16 protein-coding genes are annotated in these 20,066 nt (G+C 53.6%); 15 read left to right on the plus strand and 1 reads right to left on the minus strand.

Annotation, left to right across the window (positions count from 1 at the left end; all coding sequences use genetic code 11):
- The first annotated feature begins 161 nt into the window (after positions 1 to 161).
- The 15 genes from MKZ07_RS07095 (at position 162) to MKZ07_RS07165 (ending at position 19,484) form a co-directional block, all read left to right on the plus strand.
- A complete protein-coding gene (locus MKZ07_RS07095; protein WP_084648785.1) occupies positions 162 to 1,127 on the plus strand; it encodes an ABC transporter permease in 966 nt (321 codons plus the stop codon).
- Positions 1,128 to 1,142: 15 nt separating this feature from the next.
- Complete coding sequence (locus MKZ07_RS07100) at positions 1,143 to 2,012, plus strand: carbohydrate ABC transporter permease (protein ID WP_341025340.1); 870 nt, start codon at positions 1,143 to 1,145, stop codon at positions 2,010 to 2,012.
- 43 nt (positions 2,013 to 2,055) lie between these two features.
- A complete protein-coding gene (locus MKZ07_RS07105; RefSeq protein WP_341025342.1) occupies positions 2,056 to 3,624 on the plus strand; it encodes an extracellular solute-binding protein in 1,569 nt (522 codons plus the stop codon).
- A 75-nt stretch (positions 3,625 to 3,699) separates the two neighbouring features.
- Entirely contained in the window at positions 3,700 to 6,756 is a 3,057-nt protein-coding gene (locus MKZ07_RS07110) for a CBM96 family carbohydrate-binding protein (protein ID WP_051493154.1), read from the plus strand.
- A gap of 46 nt (positions 6,757 to 6,802) precedes the next feature.
- Entirely contained in the window at positions 6,803 to 7,579 is a 777-nt protein-coding gene (locus MKZ07_RS07115) for a glucosamine-6-phosphate deaminase (protein WP_036690823.1), read from the plus strand.
- Entirely contained in the window at positions 7,576 to 8,742 is a 1,167-nt protein-coding gene (locus tag MKZ07_RS07120; RefSeq protein WP_036690825.1) for an N-acetylglucosamine-6-phosphate deacetylase, read from the plus strand. Before MKZ07_RS07115 ends, MKZ07_RS07120 begins: the two co-directional genes overlap by 4 nt.
- 173 nt (positions 8,743 to 8,915) lie before the next feature.
- Complete coding sequence (locus MKZ07_RS07125) at positions 8,916 to 10,850, plus strand: DUF4838 domain-containing protein (protein ID WP_341025344.1); 1,935 nt, start codon at positions 8,916 to 8,918, stop codon at positions 10,848 to 10,850.
- 30 nt (positions 10,851 to 10,880) lie between these two features.
- Positions 10,881 to 12,452: a glycoside hydrolase family 3 protein gene (locus MKZ07_RS07130; RefSeq protein WP_341025345.1), complete on the plus strand. Its 1,572-nt coding sequence runs from the start codon at positions 10,881 to 10,883 to the stop codon at positions 12,450 to 12,452.
- Positions 12,453 to 12,780: 328 nt separating this feature from the next.
- Positions 12,781 to 13,233, plus strand: coding sequence for a GntR family transcriptional regulator (locus MKZ07_RS07135; protein WP_063828970.1), 453 nt, complete (start codon positions 12,781 to 12,783; stop codon positions 13,231 to 13,233).
- Positions 13,226 to 13,915, plus strand: a complete 690-nt coding sequence (locus tag MKZ07_RS07140; protein ID WP_036690830.1) for an ATP-binding cassette domain-containing protein — start codon at positions 13,226 to 13,228, stop codon at positions 13,913 to 13,915. The genes MKZ07_RS07135 and MKZ07_RS07140 overlap by 8 nt, the downstream gene beginning before the upstream one ends.
- Positions 13,912 to 14,724: a hypothetical protein gene (locus tag MKZ07_RS07145; RefSeq protein ID WP_036690832.1), complete on the plus strand. Its 813-nt coding sequence runs from the start codon at positions 13,912 to 13,914 to the stop codon at positions 14,722 to 14,724. Before MKZ07_RS07140 ends, MKZ07_RS07145 begins: the two co-directional genes overlap by 4 nt.
- A gap of 14 nt (positions 14,725 to 14,738) precedes the next feature.
- Positions 14,739 to 15,986 carry a hypothetical protein gene (locus MKZ07_RS07150; RefSeq protein ID WP_341025347.1) on the plus strand — a complete coding sequence of 416 codons (1,248 nt, stop codon included), beginning with the start codon at positions 14,739 to 14,741 and terminating at the stop codon, positions 15,984 to 15,986.
- A 123-nt stretch (positions 15,987 to 16,109) separates the two neighbouring features.
- Complete coding sequence (locus MKZ07_RS07155) at positions 16,110 to 17,972, plus strand: beta-L-arabinofuranosidase domain-containing protein (RefSeq protein WP_341025348.1); 1,863 nt, start codon at positions 16,110 to 16,112, stop codon at positions 17,970 to 17,972.
- A gap of 178 nt (positions 17,973 to 18,150) precedes the next feature.
- Positions 18,151 to 18,711 carry a TetR/AcrR family transcriptional regulator gene (locus tag MKZ07_RS07160; protein WP_268748790.1) on the plus strand — a complete coding sequence of 187 codons (561 nt, stop codon included), beginning with the start codon at positions 18,151 to 18,153 and terminating at the stop codon, positions 18,709 to 18,711.
- A 20-nt stretch (positions 18,712 to 18,731) separates the two neighbouring features.
- On the plus strand, positions 18,732 to 19,484 hold the full coding sequence (locus tag MKZ07_RS07165) for a (S)-benzoin forming benzil reductase (RefSeq protein ID WP_036690842.1): 753 nt from the start codon (positions 18,732 to 18,734) through the stop codon (positions 19,482 to 19,484).
- Between the two features lie 322 nt (positions 19,485 to 19,806).
- Here MKZ07_RS07165 and MKZ07_RS07170 read toward each other — a convergent pair whose 3' ends face one another.
- Complete coding sequence (locus MKZ07_RS07170; RefSeq protein WP_036690848.1) at positions 19,807 to 20,043, minus strand: helix-turn-helix transcriptional regulator; 237 nt, start codon at positions 20,041 to 20,043, stop codon at positions 19,807 to 19,809.
- Positions 20,044 to 20,066 lie beyond the last annotated feature (23 nt).

Below are 20,066 nucleotides of genomic sequence, written 5' to 3' on the forward strand. Positions count from 1 at the left end.
CCTTAACCGGGAAATATGCAGATCGGGAGAAAAGTTATATAACATGCTGATAGCGCTTTCCAAAGGGTTGCCGCTATAATTCGGAGACAAGCCCCGGAAGCAGAGGGGAAGTAAGCTGACATTAAGTGAGCTGCATCATTAAGAACAAGAGGGGAATGCCTATGGCTCAAACGAGTGTAGTACCTGACAACCTGCGAAAGGAAAAAACTCCATACCGGCGTCAAGGGCGTCTGCTGCGGACCTGGAACCATAACAAAACGCTATGGCTGCTGTTCCTGCCGTGCCTGCTCTACTATCTGATTTTCCGGTATGCACCGATGTTCGGCCTCGTCATTACGTTTAAGGATTATAATCTGTTTAAAGGAATCTGGGCCAGCGACTGGGTGGGGTTCAAGTATTACCGGATGTTTTTTGAGAATCCTGACTTTTGGCCGCTGATGAAGAACACTCTGCTCCTGGGCCTGTACAAGCTGGTGTTCGGTTTCCCGGCTCCAGTGATCCTGGCGATTCTGCTGAATGAAGTCCGTAAGGCCGCGTTCAAAAAATTCGTGCAGACCGTCAGCTACCTGCCGCACTTCATCTCCAACGTTATTGTGGCGAGCATGGTTATTATGTTCCTGTCACCGACGGGCGGACTGATTAACAATCTGCTCGGCACCTTCGGAATCGGACCCATTAACTTCATGAATGAGCCGGGAATGTTCCGGGGGATCTATGTTCTGTCGGAGATCTGGCAGCATATCGGCTGGGAGACCATCATCTATCTGGCGGCATTGACGGCAATCGATCCGCAGCTCTATGAAGCAGCCGACATGGACGGGGCCAGCCGGATGCGCAAAATATGGCATGTCACACTGCCCGGCATCTCACCGGCGATTGTCATCACGCTGATTCTGAATATCGGCAAGGTGCTGGAGATTGGCTTCGAGAAGGTGTTCCTCATGCAGAACCCGGCGATCTACGATACGGCCGACATCATCAGCACGTATGTGTACCGGGTCGGGATGGAGCAGGGGAACTTCAGCTACGGTGCCTCCATTGACCTGTTCATGGGCATCATCAGCCTGATCTTCATCTATAGCGCCAATTACATCAGCCGCCGTGTCAGTGAGACAAGTCTATGGTAGAGGAGGGGTGTGGTGATGAGATCACCGAGAATTTCCTGGTTTAATGTGATCAGCACGTTCTTTCTGCTGATGGTTGTGATAATTACGCTCTACCCGTTCCTGCACATGCTTGCGGTGTCTCTGAGCAGCGATGTCAATGTCATCAAGAACACGGTTTCGTTCTGGCCCAAGGGCTTCAATGTGAAGATGTACGAGCTGGTGCTGGGAGACCCGAAGATCTGGACGGCCTACAAAAACACGCTGATCTACACCGTGCTCGGCACTCTGATCTCGCTGGTGGTTACGTCTACCGGAGCCTATGCGCTCTCCCGCCGCGATATGGCGCTGCGCAGGACCTTCACCATGCTGATCGTCGTCACGATGTTCTTCAGCGGCGGGATGATCCCGACCTTCCTTGTGGTCCGCTCCCTGGATATGGTGGATACCGTGTGGGGCATGGTCCTGCCGGGCGCGGTCAGCACCTGGAATCTGATTCTGATGCGGACCTTCTTCTCCGGCATTCCCAAGGAGCTGGAGGAATCCGGGCGAATGGACGGATTCAATGATATCGGGATATTCATGCGCATTATCATTCCGCTGTCGAAGGCTTCGTTCGCCACCATTGCCCTGTTTTATGCCGTGGGAATGTGGAATAACTTCATCTATCCGCTGCTGTATCTGCGCACCCCGGATCTGTTCCCGCTCCAGGTGCTGCTCCGCAATCTGGTGCTGGCGGGAAGCGCAAGCTCCGGGGATGTGACCGGAATCGGGGGAGACAACCAGGTGGTTGAAGAGTCGCTTAAATATGCAACGATTATGGTCTCTACGCTGCCGATCCTCACGGTATATCCGTTTGTTCAGAAGTATTTTGTCAAAGGCGCCATGATCGGTGCAGTCAAGGGCTGATCCGGCCCTGAACCATAACCACTACTAAAGGGAGAGATGATGAATGAGCACATGGAAGTCTGTACTGCTGCCCCTCGCGGCAGCGGCAATATTGGTGAGCGGCTGCAGCGGGGGCAATAACAATAATGCCTCACCTGCTGCCACGGCTGCACCGGGCGGAGAAGCTGGAGCCGCCACTGCGGGAACGAAGCAGGCACATACCTTCACCGCACTGCTGGACAACAACCCAACCTTTCCGTATTCCAAGGACTGGCCGGTGTGGGGCTGGATCAAGGACCAGACCGGCGCCACCCTGGAGGTGCAGACGCCTTCCGGGAAGCTGGCTGAAGCGCTGAACCTGGCGGTGGCCTCCAATGCGCTGCCGGATCTGATGTACATGCCCAACCGCAAGGAATCGAACAAGTTCGGCCAGCAGGGGGCACTCGTAGACCTGATGGAGTACATGGACAAGCTGCCGAATCTGACCGCCTGGATGAAGCAGTACCCGGATGAGGCGAAGGCGGCACTCTCCGCCGACGGCAAAATGTATATGTTCCCTAACCAGGGCTTCGGGGAGACGAACCGGATGATCTGGATGTACCGCCAGGATGTTTTTGACAAGGAAGGGATTAAGGCTCCTGCTACTTATGATGAGCTGCATACGGCCCTTAAGGCGCTGAAGGCCAAATACCCGGACAGTTACCCGCTGTCGGTCCGTTACGGCCAGATCCCGGATGAGATGAATGCGAATATGACGGTCAACTATGGGACAGGCGAAGGGGCTTACTACGATTTCGATGCAAAAGAATGGCGCTATGGGCCGACTGAGGACAACTACAAGGAAATGGTCGGCATGTGGAAGCAGTTCTATGACGAAGGGCTGATTCCGCCGGACTTCCTGTCCTTGCAGACCAAGCAGTGGCAGGATATGGTCTCTACCGGCAAATCTTTTGTAACCGTGGATTACATCAGCCGGGTGGATTTCTTCAATAATGCGATGCGCAAGGAGAATCCGGAATTCAATATGCAGTTCATGGCTCCTCCCGCAGGGCTTGAAGGCGGCAAGCAGCTGAACCCTTACTTCCATTACATGGAGGGCGGCCTGACGGTAGCTTCAACCTCCAAGAATATCGAAGATATCATGAGTTATATGGACTTTTTCTATTCGGAAGAAGGCCGGATGCTCAGCAGCTGGGGTGTGGAAGGCGAGACGTATGTGAAGGAAGGCGAGACGATCAAGTTCAAGCCGGAATTCACCGATGTGATTGAAATGCGGAAGCAGACGGGACTTCAGACCAGCGGAACGTATACGTGGATTGACTTCAATGCCCATCTGTCCCTGTTCTCGGCTGACCTGAAGCATGCTTATGAAGAGGCTGTCAAGTATGATCCGGCCAACATGCAGCCGCGTCCGGCTTTCACCGAGAAGGAGAATGAAGTCATCTCGATCACCGGACAGGCGATCAAGAAGCACCGCGATGAGAGCTTCGCCAAGTTCGTGACCGGCTCCCGCAAGCTGGAGGACTGGGATAAATATGTTGAGGAGATCAATAATCTGGGCGTCGACAAACTGCTCTCGACTTACAAGGAGGCGTATGACCGCGTTCAGAATATTCAATTAAGCAGCAAGTAATTGCAGGGCAGAACCGCTGAAGCACAGGCAAGGCATTCAGGGTATTCGCTTGACCATTATAAGGAGGCGCCGCTTATGAAGCAATGGCTGCACGGCTCTGGTAAACGGTTTGGATGGATTCTACCCTTGGTAGGTCTGATTCTGGTTCTTTCAGCAGTGGCGGTCCCGGGCACAGCCCGGGCCGCAGGCACCATTACACTGGATGAACCGCCCGGGGGATATGTCTCCTCCGGCGGGCCGGTGGAGGTCAGCGGCACCTATACCGGACTGTATGATGTCCGGTTATATGTGAACGGGACGGCCCAGTTCGAAGCGCTGCTGGAGGACCCGGACGGGGATGACAGCGGCAGCTGGTCTTATACGCTCGACACCTCCCGGTATAGCGGTGAGGTGGAGCTGGTGGCACGCGGGCTGGATACCACCACCCGCTACGGAGTGTGGAGTTCCTCCGTAACCCTTGAGGCCAACAACCCCGCAGGTGTTGCGCCAGTAGTGACGATTACCGGTCCGGACGAAGGGATTGCTGTGACTGGACAGGTGGCGGTCACCGTTCAGGCAGAATCGGCTACGCCGGTCTCGGACGTGCAGGTCCGGGTGAACCGGGGACCGTGGCAGCAAGCCGCCTATAACGGCACGGAATATGTATATTCATGGAGTACGGCAGGCATCGTTGACCGCACGATCAGCCTGGAGGCCCGGGCCGCGAATGCGCCCGGACGCTACGGCTACAGTGCGACCGTCTATGCGCAGGTCGGTGCCGGTACCCATGAGCCTGCGGTTCCTCTGCCGGATCAGGACCGGGCCATGTGGATTTGGGAGCCGGAGAGCTATAAGCTGCTGCTGAATCCGGGCTCGCGTGAGGTGCTGGAGTCCTTCGTAACGGACACCGCGACCTTTGGATCAGAGCCGGTCACGACCCTGTATCTGGCTGTGGGCAATTATGCCGGATACCGGGCGCTGGAGGAGCAGGAGGACGAGCTGCGCTCCTTCATGCGCTGGGCGCATGAGCGGAACTTAAGTGTTCATGCCCTTGTGGCGGGCGGAACCTCCCCGGCTTATATGGGCGCTTATGAGCGCTACCACCATCATGCCGTGCGGGAGATTGAGCAGATTATCAACTACAATCTAGCGGCGGAGGAGGATGAGAAGTTTGACGGGATCAACGTGGACATCGAGCCGTATATTTCCCCGGACTTCAAAGCTCCAAGCAAGTTCCTGCAGAACGAATACCTGGATGGTCTGCGCAAAATGATTGACCGTCGGGATACAGCCGGTATCCGGCTGCCCTTCGGCCCGGCTGTACCCAAATGGTACGATTCTTCCGAGCAGGGAGCGAATATCCAGTGGAACGGCACAACGAAATGGCTGTCTGAGCATATCCAGGACATCTCCGATTATATCTCGATCATGGATTACCGCGATTCCGCAGACGGAACCGCAGGCATCATTGCCGGGGCTGCCGGTGAGCTGGCCTATGCCGAGGCCATCGGCAAGCCGAATTCTGTAGTCATCGGAGTGGAGACGCTGGATATCGCAAACAGCGGCGACCCGGAGACGATTACCTTCCAGGAGGAAGGCCGCACCCATATGGAAGCCGAGCTGGATAAGGTCAATGCAGCTTCCGGGCTAAGCAGCTCCTTCGGCGGAATTGCTGTCCATCACTATGATTCCTACCGGGCATTGCCTTCGTATTGGGGACCGGGCGGCGTATTCTGGACAGCGCCGGAAGACCATGAAGCCCCATCTGCACCTGCGGGTACTCCAACCGCTGTTGCCAGTGAGTATCAGAGCATCCGGCTGAATTACGGAATGGCGACTGACAACTTAGAGGTAGATCGCTACATCATCTACCGCAGCACGGTCTCCGGCTTCACGCCAACCTCTGCGGATATCGCCGGACTTGCCCGGGGCCTGAATTATCAGGACAAGGGACTGCTCCCGGACACCACCTACTATTACCGGGTGGCTGCCCGCGATCTGGCGGGCAATATCGGCCCGTTATCTGGTGAAGTGTCTGCTGTCACCGGCAGTACGGCGCTTAAGCCGATGATTGTGACGGATATGCAGCTCTCCTACACTGGAGCCGCTGCGGAAGCTTCGATGAAGGTGCGTGACTATGCGACAGGGGAAGTGCTTACAGGAGCTGCAATAGAAGGCCGCTTCACGTATTCGGCGGGCCGTTATGCAGCGGCAGTTACGGGCGCGGATGGACGGGCAGCCTTCACCTCGGAGGCGATTCCGACCGGCCGTCAAGCCGGGCTCGAGCCGAGAAGAGTTCAGGCTCCCGGTTATTACTACGCCAGCGCCCATGACCTGCCTCACACCACGGCGCTGCTGCCGCATGGCGGGCTTAGCGGATTAACGTTATCTGTAGGAGAGTGGGACAAGCCTTTCGCGGCGGGTGACAAGGCCTATACCGTAACAGTCAAAAGCAATGTATCTTCGTTACAGGTCACCCCGGTTACCGCCAAGGCAACGGATGCAGTACGGATTAACGGGATGACCGTGGCATCGGGAACGGCTGCGTCCGTTACGATCGGGTCAGAGCCTGTTGATGTGCCGGTCTTAGTCTATCACGAGGATGGAACCGTGGATCTGTATCTGCTGCGTATCGAGAAAAGTGCTCTGGCAGATCCGGTGGTTCCGGTGACCATGGATGCTTATGTCCATGAGCATCAGCCCTCCGTTAATTTCGGGCAGGAGCCTGTGCTGGAGATTGCCGATCTGCCGAATGGACAGGGCGGAGGGGACCGCATCGCCTTCATGAAGGCTGAGCTGAATCTCTCCGGGACGGCGGTGCAGACCGTAACTATGAACGTGTATGTCACTGCTGCCCCGGCTTCTCCGGTTACCCTTGCACTGAAAGGGTACACCGGAGCGCAGTGGACCGAGAACGGCATTACGTGGAATAAACGTCCCGTCAGCGGCGGAACTAACCTCGGAACGGTCCGGGTCACCGGGGCTGGGTGGTACAGTGCGGATGTAACTTCTTATGTGCTTACGGCAACGGCAGCGGGGCTTACACCAACCTTCCAGTGGAGTGATCCTAATACATCGGGAATCGTTGTAACGCTGGCCAGTTCAGAGAATTCGGATAACAAGCCTTATTTGTTGGTTAATAGCGGAATGTAACAGAAAGGGGGCGGTCTTCCCGCCCCCATAAGGAGGAGGGCTCATCATGGAAGAGAGGTTCATTCCGGCAGAGGAGCATTTAGTAGAGCGTATTCGTGTTCTCGTCTATAACGAGCGCAGCCAGATGGGAGCAGCGGCCGCAGGAGCGGTCGGGCATAGCATCAGAGACTTGCAGAAGCAGTCCACGACTCCGGTCCGTATCGTATTTGCAGCGGCTCCGTCACAGAATGAGTTGTATGAAGGGCTGGTGAAGGAACAGGGGATTGACTGGTCCCGGGTACACGCTTTTCATATGGATGAATATATCGGCCTGCCGGAAGATGCGCCACAGCGGTTCGGCAACTACCTGCAGGAACGGTTGTTCAGCAGAGTCAATCCCGGACGGATCGAGCTGCTAGGCCGGACGGGCAATATTGAAGAGGAGTGCCGGAGATACGCGGCGCTGCTGAATGAAGCTCCTATTGATATCGTCTGTCTCGGCATCGGGGAGAACGGGCATATTGCGTTCAATGATCCGCCTGTAGCCGATTTCGCCGATCGGCTGCTTGTTAAAGCGGTCGAATTAGACGAAGCCTGCCGGTCACAGCAGGTAAATGACGGCTGCTTCGCCAGCCTGGACGATGTACCTACCCATGCGCTGACGCTAACCGTGCCTGCCCTGATGGCAGGCCGCCATCTGTTCGCCATTGTTCCCGGCTTGGCTAAGCGGGCCGCGCTTCAGGCTGCGCTTCATGGTCCGATAAGTACCGCGTGTCCGGCGAGCGTACTGCGGACACATCCCGCCATTACGCTGTTCACGGACCGGGATGCCTTCAGCTCATGAACGGTGTGATCTCGGGAAGACATTACAGAACCGGACTGCCGATTGAGGTCCACGTTAACGGTGGAGTCATTGAAGCGGTTCATACGCTGGCCGAGAACCCGCATATGGCAGATTGGCCCTGGCTTGCGCCGGGGCTGGTCGATTTGCAGGTGAACGGCGGCTGGGGCCTGGACTTCAATACGCTGCCGCTTGTACCAGAGACTGTAGCCGGACTCTCACGCCGCCTGCTGGCCCGGGGAGTCACCTCGTATTGCCCGACCCTGATAACCAATGGGCCGGACCAGCTTACCCAGGCGGCGTCCGCGATTGCTGAAGCCGTGCAGATACAGCCGGATATCGCCGGGCAGATCGCAGGCATCCATCTGGAGGGGCCTTTCTTGTCGCCGGAGGATGGTCCGCGCGGGGCGCATCCCCTGGAGCATATCTGCCCGCCTGACTGGGAGTCACTCTGCCGTTGGCAGGAAGCGGCGGAGGGACTGATCCGGATCATTACTGTGTCGCCCGAATGGCCGGGAGCCGCAGCCTTCATCTCCCGGTGTAGCGCCTCCGGCATCCGGGTCTCCATCGGACACACGGCCGCCTCGCCGGATCAGATCCGGCAAGCAGTGGCCGCAGGCGCGGTGATGTCCACTCATCTGGGCAACGGCACACACCTTACACTCCCGCGCCATCCTCACTATCTGTGGGAGCAGCTGGCTGCCGATGAGCTGTATGGCTGCATGATTGCCGACGGCTGCCATCTGCCGGATGCCCTGCTGAAGGTGATTCTGCGGGTCAAGCAGAGCCGGGCGATTCTCGTCAGCGATGCCGTCTCGCTGAGCGGCATGGCACCGGGGGCCTACCGGCTGCATATCGGCGGCGACGTAGTGCTGACGCCGGAAGGGCGGCTGCATCTGGCCGGCCATCCACGGCTGCTGGCCGGATCGGCGATGATGCTGGCGGACCAGGTAGCCTACCTGGCCCGGGCCGGGCTGGTGCCGCTTGCGGACGCCATCGATTGCGCCTCGGTTCACCCGGCCGAACTGCTGGAACTTCCGCAGGCTGCCGGACTTACCGCAGGTAGGCCAGCGGATCTGATCGGCTTCCGCAAGAACGGCGGCGGAGACCTGGAGATCCAGGCGGTATGGAAGAACGGCCGGCTTGCAGCGGCCGGTAAGGGTTAAGCGGCGCATGGGCTAAATGTAATCGAAAAACCGATTACAGTCGGACTCTGAGCGGCGCGTAGGCCCATTGTAATCGAAAAGCCGATTACAGTCGGACCGGGGTGGCGCGGTAGCTTCGCCTTATTGATCCGATCCATAAGATTAACCATACGAGGTACTAGGAGGAGAGAGCGATGCTTAGCTTAATACCCGAGCCGAAGCAGATAAGGATGACAGACAAGAAGCCGTGGCGGGCAGGCGGGGAAGTCCTTCTGCGGCTGGCTATGGAAGTGGAAGACCCCCGGCTGGTGCTTCATTGCCGGCGGGCTTTTCCCGGCCGGGAAGTCACCTCCGCCGCTCCGGAAGCAGGTGAGGGATACTCGCTGCTGATTGAGGGGTTTGCGGAAAGCAAGGAAACTGAAAGCACTGGGATCACTGGGAGCACTTCAACGCACACTGAACCCGGAGCTTCCAGGCAGGATGCCGCCTGGGCCGCGCCTGGAGAAGCTGGTCTGAATAACGGCGGGGCTTCGGCTTCTAATCTTGCTGAGGCGGAGCTGTCCGCGCTGAAGGGCCGGAGGGAAGGCTACATTCTAGAGGTTAGTGCAAACGGAGCCATTATCCGCGCATTGGACGCCCCCGGGCTCTATTACGGCCTGCAGACACTCCTCCAATTGCAGAGCCTGCATGGTGATAGCGATATTCCGGCGGTGTCTATTTCAGATTGGCCGGATACGGAGCTGCGAGTGATGAATTTCGATCTACGCCAGACCTTCTCGAAGCCGGGGCGGCTGACCCTATATCTGGCTGAGTTCTCCCGCTACAAGACGAACGCGGTGCTCATAGAATACGAGGACAAGTTCCCGTTCAGCACGCACCGGGAATTCGCTCATCCGCAGCACTCGCTTAGCCGGGAACAGCTGGAGGCGCTCAAGGCTGCGGCCCATGAGCATTATATCGAGATTATCCCGTTGCAGCAGAGCTTCGGCCACCTCGAGTATGTGCTGCGCCATGATGCCTGGAAGCATCTGCGGGAGACCGAGGAGTCTACCGGCGAGATCTGCCCGTCCCATCCGCAGACTTATGAACTAATCACCGGCCTGCTGGCGGAGATGATGGATGCCCATCCCGGATCGCGTTATATCCATCTCGGCTGTGACGAGGTCTACAGCCTGTGTGAATGTGAAGCGTGCCGGGAAGCGTTCGGCGGCGTGCGGGAACGGGCTTTTATCTCCTTCCTGAACCGCCTAATCGAATTCACGGCCAGCCGGGGACGGCAGGCGATCTTTTGGCATGACATGCTGGATAAGTGTCCGCCTGAAGAGCTGGCGAAGCTTGATCCGCGCAGTGCAGCGATGATCTGGATCTATAACGGCCGCAACATACAAGCGGAAGTCACTTCCCTGACCAATAAGTTCAGGGCGCTGGGCATTGAGGTGATGGGTGCTCCTGCGGTCCGCAGCTTCGACTGGGCGGAGCATCAGAACTACCCGGTGATTGATAACCGGACCGACAATCTCCTTCAGTGGGCAGAGACCGCAGAGCAATTGGATATCCGCTGTATGGTGGCAACGAACTGGACTGGTCCCTTCAGCCTTGGCGTTCCTTATGGCGTGTTCGAGACCACCTGGTACCCGATGCTCCTTCATGCCGATCTCACCTGGAACCGGCATGCGGATGCCGATACGTTCATCGACCGCTTCCTGGAGCTGTTCCATGGAATAACTCCAGATACAGGCCATGCACAGCTTGGCAATTACCTGTTGGAGGATTACTACGATATCATCTGGAAGCTGATTGATAATGTCCAGAAGAATAAGGATTACGCTGAACTAATCGCAATCATGCACGATTTCGAGGTAGCGACCGACCGCTCCAGGGCAATCCACAAGTATGCCTACCGCTGGGAGCTGTACCCGGGCGACAGCGCGGAATGGCGCTCCCTGCTGAACAATTACACACGTAACCATAACGGACGCGAAGCGGTCCGGCCCCGGATGCTGGAGGCTCTTTTGCAATACCAGCCACGGGATATGGCCGAGCACTTCGTGAAATCACGCTTTTATCTGCATGATTATCTGGAGCAGACGCTCTATCAAGAGCTGGGACTTGTCCACAGCGAGGGTTAGCAAACAAACCGACAGGAGGATGGAGCAGTTATGCAGCTGAATGAAGTAAATTCACTACAAGATCCGGCAGCCATGAGTCTGGAGGACAAAATATCCCTGATGTGTGTGGTCGGAACCCCCTCCACAGCGGCGGAGCCAGAGTACCGTGAACGGATGTCCCAGAACCGGTTCGGCGGGATTGGCCTGTTCCCCCATAACGTTAAGGATGAGCAGCAGACGCTGAAGCTGATGGCGGAGGTTCAGGCCATTGCCGGAGACTCCGGCATTCCGCAGCCTTATTATGTATCGATCGATGAGGAGGGAGGCACGCTCTCCAAGTTCAAGACCTTTTATCCTTACATCCCCGGCAACCGTGCCGCCGGATTAAGCCTGGATGCTGAGAGCGCTTATCTCCAGGGTAAAATCATTGGCAGCCAGCTCCACGCACTCGGCATTCCGATGAACTGGGCACCGGTGCTGGATGTGAATACGAATATAGATAATCCGGTCGTAGGCGTGCGCTCCTTCGGCGAAGACCCTGAAACGGTAGCCGCCTTCGGTAAGGCATATATCCGCGGAATGCATGAGGCGGGGGTAGCCGTGACGGCCAAGCATTTCCCCGGTCATGGACAAGTTAGCGGGGATTCCCACGTTGTCCTGCCAGAATGCGAACTCACAATAGAGGAATTAATGAACGGGCCGCTGCTGCCATTCATCGGTGCCATCGAAGCAGGGGCCGATTCGATCATGATGGGCCATCTCGTCTTTCCGGCTATTCCCGAGTCGCAGGGGCTGCCTGCTTCGCTCAGCCCGTTCTTCGCCGGAGAGCTGCTGCGGGGGCGTCTGGGCTTCGCGGGTGTCATCTGCACCGATGACATCGAGATGGGAGCGATCAAGAAGAACTTCAATCCAGATGAGGTGGGAGTGCTGGCGGTGCTGGCCGGCAATGACATGATTCTGATGTGTCATACCCCGGAATTCCAGGAGCGTGTCATGGCCGGCATCCGCAAGGCTGTTCTGGACGGCGTTATCGAAGAGTCCAGAATTGACGAATCGGTCAACCGTATCCTCCAGCTCTATACCAAATTCCAGCAGTATCAAGCGGCGGCCCGTCCCATCCCGCGTGAGAGCTGGAATGAGGCGGCCCTGCAATATGCACGCCGCACGGTCAAGATCAGCCGCGATCCGCAGCAATTGCTGCCGCTGACTGCCACGCATCAATATATGCTAATATTGCCGCGCCAGGAGCAGCTCACCATCGCCGATAACTCCGGCGGTAGTGACATCGGCTTGGCTGCGTTACTGGAAGCCCTGGGCTTATCCGTGCAGGTTGCGTATTGCAGCATGAAGCCTGAAGCTGCGGAGATTGCAGACTTATCTGCCAAGGCCGCCGGAAATTTCGTGATTCAAGGAACGCTGAATGCCCATCTGTTCCAGGGACAGCTCGAACTTGCCGCACAGCTTGCCGCTGCAGGACCGCTGCTGAACCTGGTGCTGCGTAACCCGTATGACGATGCTCACCTGCCGCATAACGCCGGAAGCATTCTGCTATGCTCCACCTCCGATTATTCGCTTCAGGCTCTAGCGGAAGTGCTTATTCAGAGGCCTGAAACAGCCGGTTAATGAAGAACGTCTCCGTAAAGTGAACAGCCAGCTCGTACCGCTGAAGTGTGAAGTGAGCGTAGAAGCGACAGTTCCCGTAACCGCGAAGCCAGAGGAGGTTGCCCAGGAAATGCGGTTTCTGCAGGGAAGAAGCCACAATTGTTAATTACGCCACTTTAAAAGGTATAGGGCAAAAATTGAGTTTTGGGGAAACCGTTGATCTGAAAAGATTCAACGGTTTTTTTTGAACCACAACCGATTGACAAACGAGTGTATTAACCACATAATACATCTTGTAGTGTATGCACCACTTAGTACACACACATGTGAAGATAAGAGGGTGTCGCTTGTGAGCAAAGTCAACGAATGGGCCGCAATCCCCTTCAATAGTCGTGATCCTGTATATCTTCAAGTCGTTCGCCTGTTTAAGGAGAAGATCGTAACCGGCGTTCTCCAGTCTGGCCAGACCATACCGTCTAGGCGAGAGCTGGCTGCCCTGCTAAAGATTAATCCAAATACTGCGCAGAGAGCTTACAAAGAAATGGAGGATCAGCGGTTGATTGTAACGGAAGGCAACTCCCCAAGCCGCATCACTATGGAGCTTAAGGTGTTGAGACAGATTCGGTCGGAGCTGCTCAGTACAGCCGTTGAGGCGTTTGTCGCTTCCATCAGCAGTATTGACGTTCCGTTAGATGAGGTCCTGGATGTGGTTCAACGAAAATATGAGAAAGCTCAAGTAAAAATAGAGCAGCCAATGGGAGAGCCCCTCGGCAGTGAGCAAGGAGGAAACAGCGATGATTGAACTTGAACATGTCAGCCAAAGATACGCTTATAAAAAGGTGCTAAAGGATGTCACGTTCACTGCTGAAATGGGACAGATCACTTGCCTGATCGGGCTTAACGGTGTAGGCAAATCTACTATACTCAAAGCGATTATGGGACTGACGCCGATTCATGGAGGGTCCATTCGGATTGAGGGTAAACCGCTTAACCGGAATACCTATGAGCGGGTCTCCTATATCCCTGATCATCTGTCTATTCCGGCTTCCATGAAGCTAGCTGACGCTCTCCGGTTCATGGAAGACTTTTATTGCAGCTGGAACAAGGATAGAGCGGACGAACTCATGCGCTTCTTTGACCTGGATTTCCAGGAGCGTATCCGCCGATTGTCGAAGGGAACAGCAGCCAAGTTCAATCTGGTGCTCGGCTTGGCTCAAGACTCTGACTATGTAATCATGGACGAGCCCTTCTCCGGAATTGATTTGATCAGCCGTGAGAGGATTGCGGAAGTGTTCTCCAGCGAAATGGTCGGCAGCCGCGGTGTTCTGCTGACCACTCACGAGGTTGGAGAGATCGAGCATCTCATCGACAAAGCGGTGCTGCTGCGTGACGGGACTGTTGCCCGCAGCTTTGAGTGCGAACAGCTCCGCATCGAGGAGAACAAATCCGTCGTAGACGTCATGAAAGAGGTGTACCTCGCATGATCAGATTTCTTAAGCTTGTCCATTTGGAAGTCCAGCGCTTCCAGTATGTGCTTTTCGGCTTAATGAGCTTGACGGCAGTCATTCAAATCATCGGACTTGTGCATGCTGCACAGATAAGAGTTAACCACTGGATAGAGGCAGCCCGTTTGGAGAATCAAACACCGCGCAACTTTTCATTTGCTGATATCATAGGGGATTCACAGTTCTTGTTCACCATCCCCATTTTGATCAGCATAACGGTATTGGGCCTGTACGTCTTTCTGATTTGGTACCGGGACTGGATCGGCCGTGATAAATTTGCCTACCGGGTGTTTACCCTGCCGACGGCAAGATGGAACATATATATAGCCAAAGCTACTGCTATCTTTCTGTTCGTTTTTGCCTTAGTTGCTTTTCAGGTGCTGCTCCTTCTGTTAGAACGCCAATTGTTCAACTGGATGGTTCCCTCTGAATATCGCATCTCGTCCTTGTTTGCCGAAGCCGTCGCTTCGAACCTGGTGTTTAATCAAATCTTACTACCACAGGATGGAATGCAATTTGTTGTCTATTATGGTGTCGGCATTCTAGCTGTCTGCGTTATCTTTACGGCAATCTTGTTAGAACGAAGCTACCGCTGGACAGGTGTTGTTTATGCTATCTTATATGTTGCCGCCTGCGGGACTGTCATCGGGTTCGCAGTACATCTTAATGCGTACAGTTCTTTCTATCCGCGAGAGATCACAGCCATTCGTTTGGTGGTATACCTTGCTGCGCTAGGCATAACTCTTGCGCTGGGCTTCAGGCTAGTCTCCAAGAAGATCACTGTGTAAGGAGGGAATGACTTATGAAACGTTATGCGATCACGTGTGCGCTTATTTTGTTGATAGTAGTTTCGCTTGGCACCTATTATGCGTTTGGAGCTGAATTGCGCCTGCCGGAATATCGGCTGCAGACCATAGAAGGAGACCCGTCCATAGCAGCCAAGTTAACGTTGTCGGGTAGTTATATCGGTGGCAAAGGCTCGTATCCCATTGAGGTGTCAATATCAGGCAGCAAGAGAATCGAGCGAACGTTCAGCGATCAATGGATGAGAGACAAAGGGCCGCTCGAACATATTTATTCCGATCTAAACGCGCTGTATGAAGATCATTCGGGGTTCATGAGAGGGAAGTCGGATGTTTATGGCTTTTACTCAGATCAAGACGTACTCATTTTTGCTAATGCTAGTTATGCTACACCGAAAGATTCGCTTCATGAGGGGACTATTCGTTGGAGTATAGATTCACTGGATTTGACAACTGGTGAGCAAACCCGTTACACGGATCAACAGCCCAGCTCTGCATTCTACGCTAATGTGATAGATGTACAGATAATCGGATCTGAAGTGCATGTCCTCACCGAAGTCAGCAGAGAAAACCGTAACAATGAGGTCATTGATAAGGTGTTTGACATGGGGAGGGGAGAGCCCGTTCGCAGTGTCGAACTGCCATTAGGCGCACCATCCGGTACCGGGCAGGAGCTGCGCATAAGAAGTATACCCGAAGTAAAGCCGACTGTAGCTAACTCCCGGGTGTTGTTTGTGGTGACAGAGCAGAGTGAGGGCCAGTCTGGCAATGTAGTCTCAACAAACGAAGTCACAATATTTACTGAAAAAACATTTGAGTATCGCTACGCTTCTGAAGACCTTAAGGAGTTGCCGTCCGTAACGGGGACCCTAAGAAACGAACCGGTTACTTCGACAACCCGTGTCCTGGAGGGAGACATATTCACCACCTTGCATATCTCGGATAAGGCAGTAACCGTAGACCGCTATGACCTGTCCTCCAACCTCGCTCATTCCCAAGTGACTATTGAGGCTAGTCAAATAGCCAAAGGGAGGATCAGTCAAGCACAGGTGGCGAATGGCCAGGTTTATCTGCTGCTGCAGACTGGTGACTATTTTAAGAATAAGAACATGCCTATCGCGGCAGTTGCCGATGCTGCTGACGGCCATATTCTCTACAAGGGCACGCCAGCAATCGTTAAAGCGAACGGAAGACCAGCTGATCAACTGGATGAGGTATCGTTTTTGAACATGTATATCACAAGATGATCGTTCACTGGCTACTCAGCAGTATGAATCAACTTTATATTCGTATCCATCATTGGATTAAGACGCAGGCTTCTTTATAATTTCATTGTGCAATCAATGTCATTCCATTAAGGGGCTGCAGCAATGAGAGAACTGAAGGGCAAACAGGTCATTCTTCAAGATCATGATTTGAAACGCAGAGAAGAGGCCAACCGCCGCTATCTGATGAAACTGACGAATGACAATCTCCTTTTTAACTATAAGGTGGAAGCTGGAAGATATGACGGCAGGGATATCCCGGAAGATGCACATGGGGGCTGGGAGACGCCGGTCTGCCAGATCCGCGGACATTTCCTGGGACACTGGCTGTCTGCGGCAGCGATCCGGTATCATGAGACCGGGGATCTGGAAATCAAGGTGAAGGCCGACCTTATCCTGGACGAGCTGGCTGAATGCCAGAAGGACAACGGAGGACAATGGGCCGCGCCGATTCCCGAGAAATATCTGCACTGGGTGGCACAAGGCAAGGCACTCTGGGCACCGCAATATAATATTCATAAGTTATTTATGGGTCTTGTCGATATGCATCATTTCACCGGGAGCCAGAAGGCGCTTGACATCGCGGACCGATTCGCCGACTGGTTCGTCGATTGGAGCAGTACCTTCACCAGAGAGAAGTTCGATGACATTCTGGATATGGAGACAGGCGGCATGCTGGAGGCTTGGGCCGATCTGCTGGAGCTTACCGGGAACGATAAATACAATATTTTGCTGGAAAGGTATTACCGCAGCAGATTGTTCCGTCCGTTACTCGAAAATAAAGATCCGCTGACTAACATGCACGCCAACACAACCATACCCGAGGTACTTGGCTGCGCCAGAGCTTACGAGGTCACCGGCGAACAGCGCTGGATGGATATTGTCACGGCTTACTGGAAATGTGCTGTAACTGAACGCGGAATGCTGGCCACAGGCGGCAACACAGCGGGTGAAGTGTGGATGCCAAAGATGAAGATCAAGGCCCGTCTCGGAGATAAGAACCAGGAGCATTGTACGGTATATAATATGATCCGTCTGGCCGAATTCCTTTTCCGGCACACCTCGAATCCGGCCTACGCGCAGTATATTGAATATAATATGTACAACGGGATTATGGCACAGGCCTATTACCAGGAATATCATCTGACCGGCAATAAGCACAGCGACCCCGCAACTGGGCTGCTCACCTACTTCCTGCCGATGAAGGCCGGGCTGCGCAAGGATTGGAGTACGGAGACGGATAGTTTCTTCTGCTGTCACGGAACAATGGTCCAGGCCAATGCGGCACTGAACAGAGGCATTTATTATCAGGAGCAGAACGATATCTATGTCTGCCAGTATTTCCGTTCGGAGCTGACCACCGAGATCCACGGAGAGAGCGTGCGGATTCAGCAATCCCAGGACCATATGAGCGGAAGCATGCTGAACTCCTCGAACACGGCAGGACAGCAGGAATTGAATGAGATTACTGCACTTCATGAGAACATGCCGGATTACAGAAAATATGACTTCACCGTTCATACCGGCTCTGCCAGCGAGTTTGCCGTCCATCTGCGGATTCCAGACTGGATCATGTCAGAAGCTGTGATCTATGTGAACGGCGAGCTGCACGGGAAGTCTGCGGATCACTCCGCCTTCTATACAATACTGCGGAACTGGCAGGACAGCGACCGGATCAGCATCATTCTTCCCGTAGGCATCCGCTTCATTCCTCTGCCCGACGATGAGCAGACCGGCGCGTTCCGCTATGGCCCGGAAGTGCTGGCCGGTATTACGGAGAATGAGCGGATTCTATACACTCCGTTAGCCGATGCAGCCGGTGAGATTATCATGGAGAACGAGCGGGAGTGGGGAAGCTGGCGTTACTTCTTCAAGACCACCCGTCAGGATCCAGGTATTCAACTGAGAAGAATCCGTGATATCGGGTATGAGCCTTATCAGGTGTATTTCCCGGTGCGAAACGAATAGAGGTTAGAACGGCCACCTGCATCCTTGCAGGTGGTTATTTTATGCGCAAATATATTTTTTTAAACGATCGGTCGTTAAATTATTGACAGGTCATTAGGCTATTCCTTATAATGACATTAATTCAATCGAAGGGAGCCTGAGCGTTATCAAGAAAAAAGAGATTACATCCGGTTACATCATCCAGGCCGCATTTGAGCTTTTTGCTGAGTGTGGCATAGAGAAAACGAGTTTGGGCTTGATTTCCAAAAAAGTGGGAATCACCAAATCCTCTATTTATTATCATTTTGCGACGAAAGAAGAGCTGATCAGCCGGACCTTTGAGCATATTTTCCGGGACCATCATTTTACGGCGTACTTTGACACCGAATCCGCCAATAAAGACAATTTTGCAGAAATCCTAATCAACGGTGGTTTAAACATGCTGCCTAGCGGCGAAGAAGAATATCGTTCCACTTTAAGGGTGCTCAGTGAGTTTGCGATGCTGGCTGAGCGGGATGAACAATTTAGAGCTCCATTCCTGAGCATCCAACAAGATTTTGTAACCGGTTTTGAGCAACTTCTGGCGAAGGGCGCTGAATTGGGTCTTATTGCTTCTTTAACCATCGGGGTTAACGCAGCCATACTTGCCCTGCTTATAGATAATTTATCCAGATGTAAGATGATGAAGCTGGACCTCGAGTATCAGATGATTTGGGAAGAGGCTGTCCGAAAAATAATTCTTCGTGAAGATAACCAGTAACTTACAGGGGGCAGATACACTTGAAACATATTATTATTACAGGAACATCCAGAGGAATCGGCGAATCCCTCGCTAATCAATTAATCAACCCGGCCCATCATCTGATATGCATATCCAGAACGGCTAACGAAGGACTCCTGGCGCGTGCGAAGGAACTGGATTGTCACCTGGATTATTTCAATTATGATTTAACGGATATCCGTGGTATCGAGCAGCTTTGTGAAGAAATATTCAGCCGAATTGAGCTTCGTTCAAACGATGAAGCCGTCTATCTGATCAATAATGCCGCCATACTGACTCCTGTAAGCCCGATTGATCAGTTAGAGACAGAGCAAATCATAGAGAACCTCCACTTGAATCTGTTAGCACCGATGGTGATTACCTCCAACTTTTTACGGCTTACTAAGCATATGAATGTGGATAAAAGAATCCTGAATATTTCCTCAGCTTCTGCAAAGTACATACTACCCTCACAAAGCGCCTACAGTACTGCGAAAGCGGGTTTAGACTCTTTTACCAAATGTATAGACATAGAACAGAAGCTGGCTACCTATCCGGTAAAAGCAGCAGCAGTGTATCCCGGTATGATCGACACAAGCTTGCAATCAGAAATACGGTCCGTTCCCGCTGATCTGTTCCCCTATGTTAATGAATTCATTCAGCTATCTGAGGAAGGGAGACTGCAATCGCCGGAATATACAGCATCTAAATTAATTGAGATTCTTGTCAGTGAAGAGTTCGGAAAGAATGTTATTATTGAAACCATTGATTAATGTTGAGAGAGAGGTGATGAGCATCAGTCCCTCCAGAAAAGTAAGCAGCTTCAGCCAGCTTGACGATTTCATGCGATCCGGCGGGTATATGGAAATCCCGGAGAATCGCGGACGGACGCTTCAGGAGCTTATACTTGACTGTCAAGCCAGCTTCCGAAGTAAGCATGGTCTCAGCCTGGAATTTGAGTTCCGGCAATGCAGTTTAAAACAGCTACAGGAGAATTTATAAGGATTAATGCGTTGTATTGATAAAAGGTAAGGAAAAACCACCGTTGAAGGGCTATCCCTTATCCGGTGGTTTTTTGCAGACTGCCATGGAAATTCAATTGCCATTTTTTTGCGCATCTGCACGCTGATTAGAGTATTTCCATTCATCTACTTCACGGGGATCAATGCCACACAAATGACTGATTAGAAGCGCCAATGTAACGTTTGGGAGGACCACACCGTATTCAATATTCTGGTAGTTGCGCAAGGTGCATTTCATGGTGTCATTAATCTGATGTACGATGGATTCTTGGGTATATCCTGCGGCTTTACGTGCATCCTTTATCCTCAAAATGCAATATCTCCCTCAACTTT

This window comes from Paenibacillus sp. FSL P4-0338 (assembly GCF_038002365.1).
Lineage (GTDB): Bacteria > Bacillota > Bacilli > Paenibacillales > Paenibacillaceae > Paenibacillus_AQ.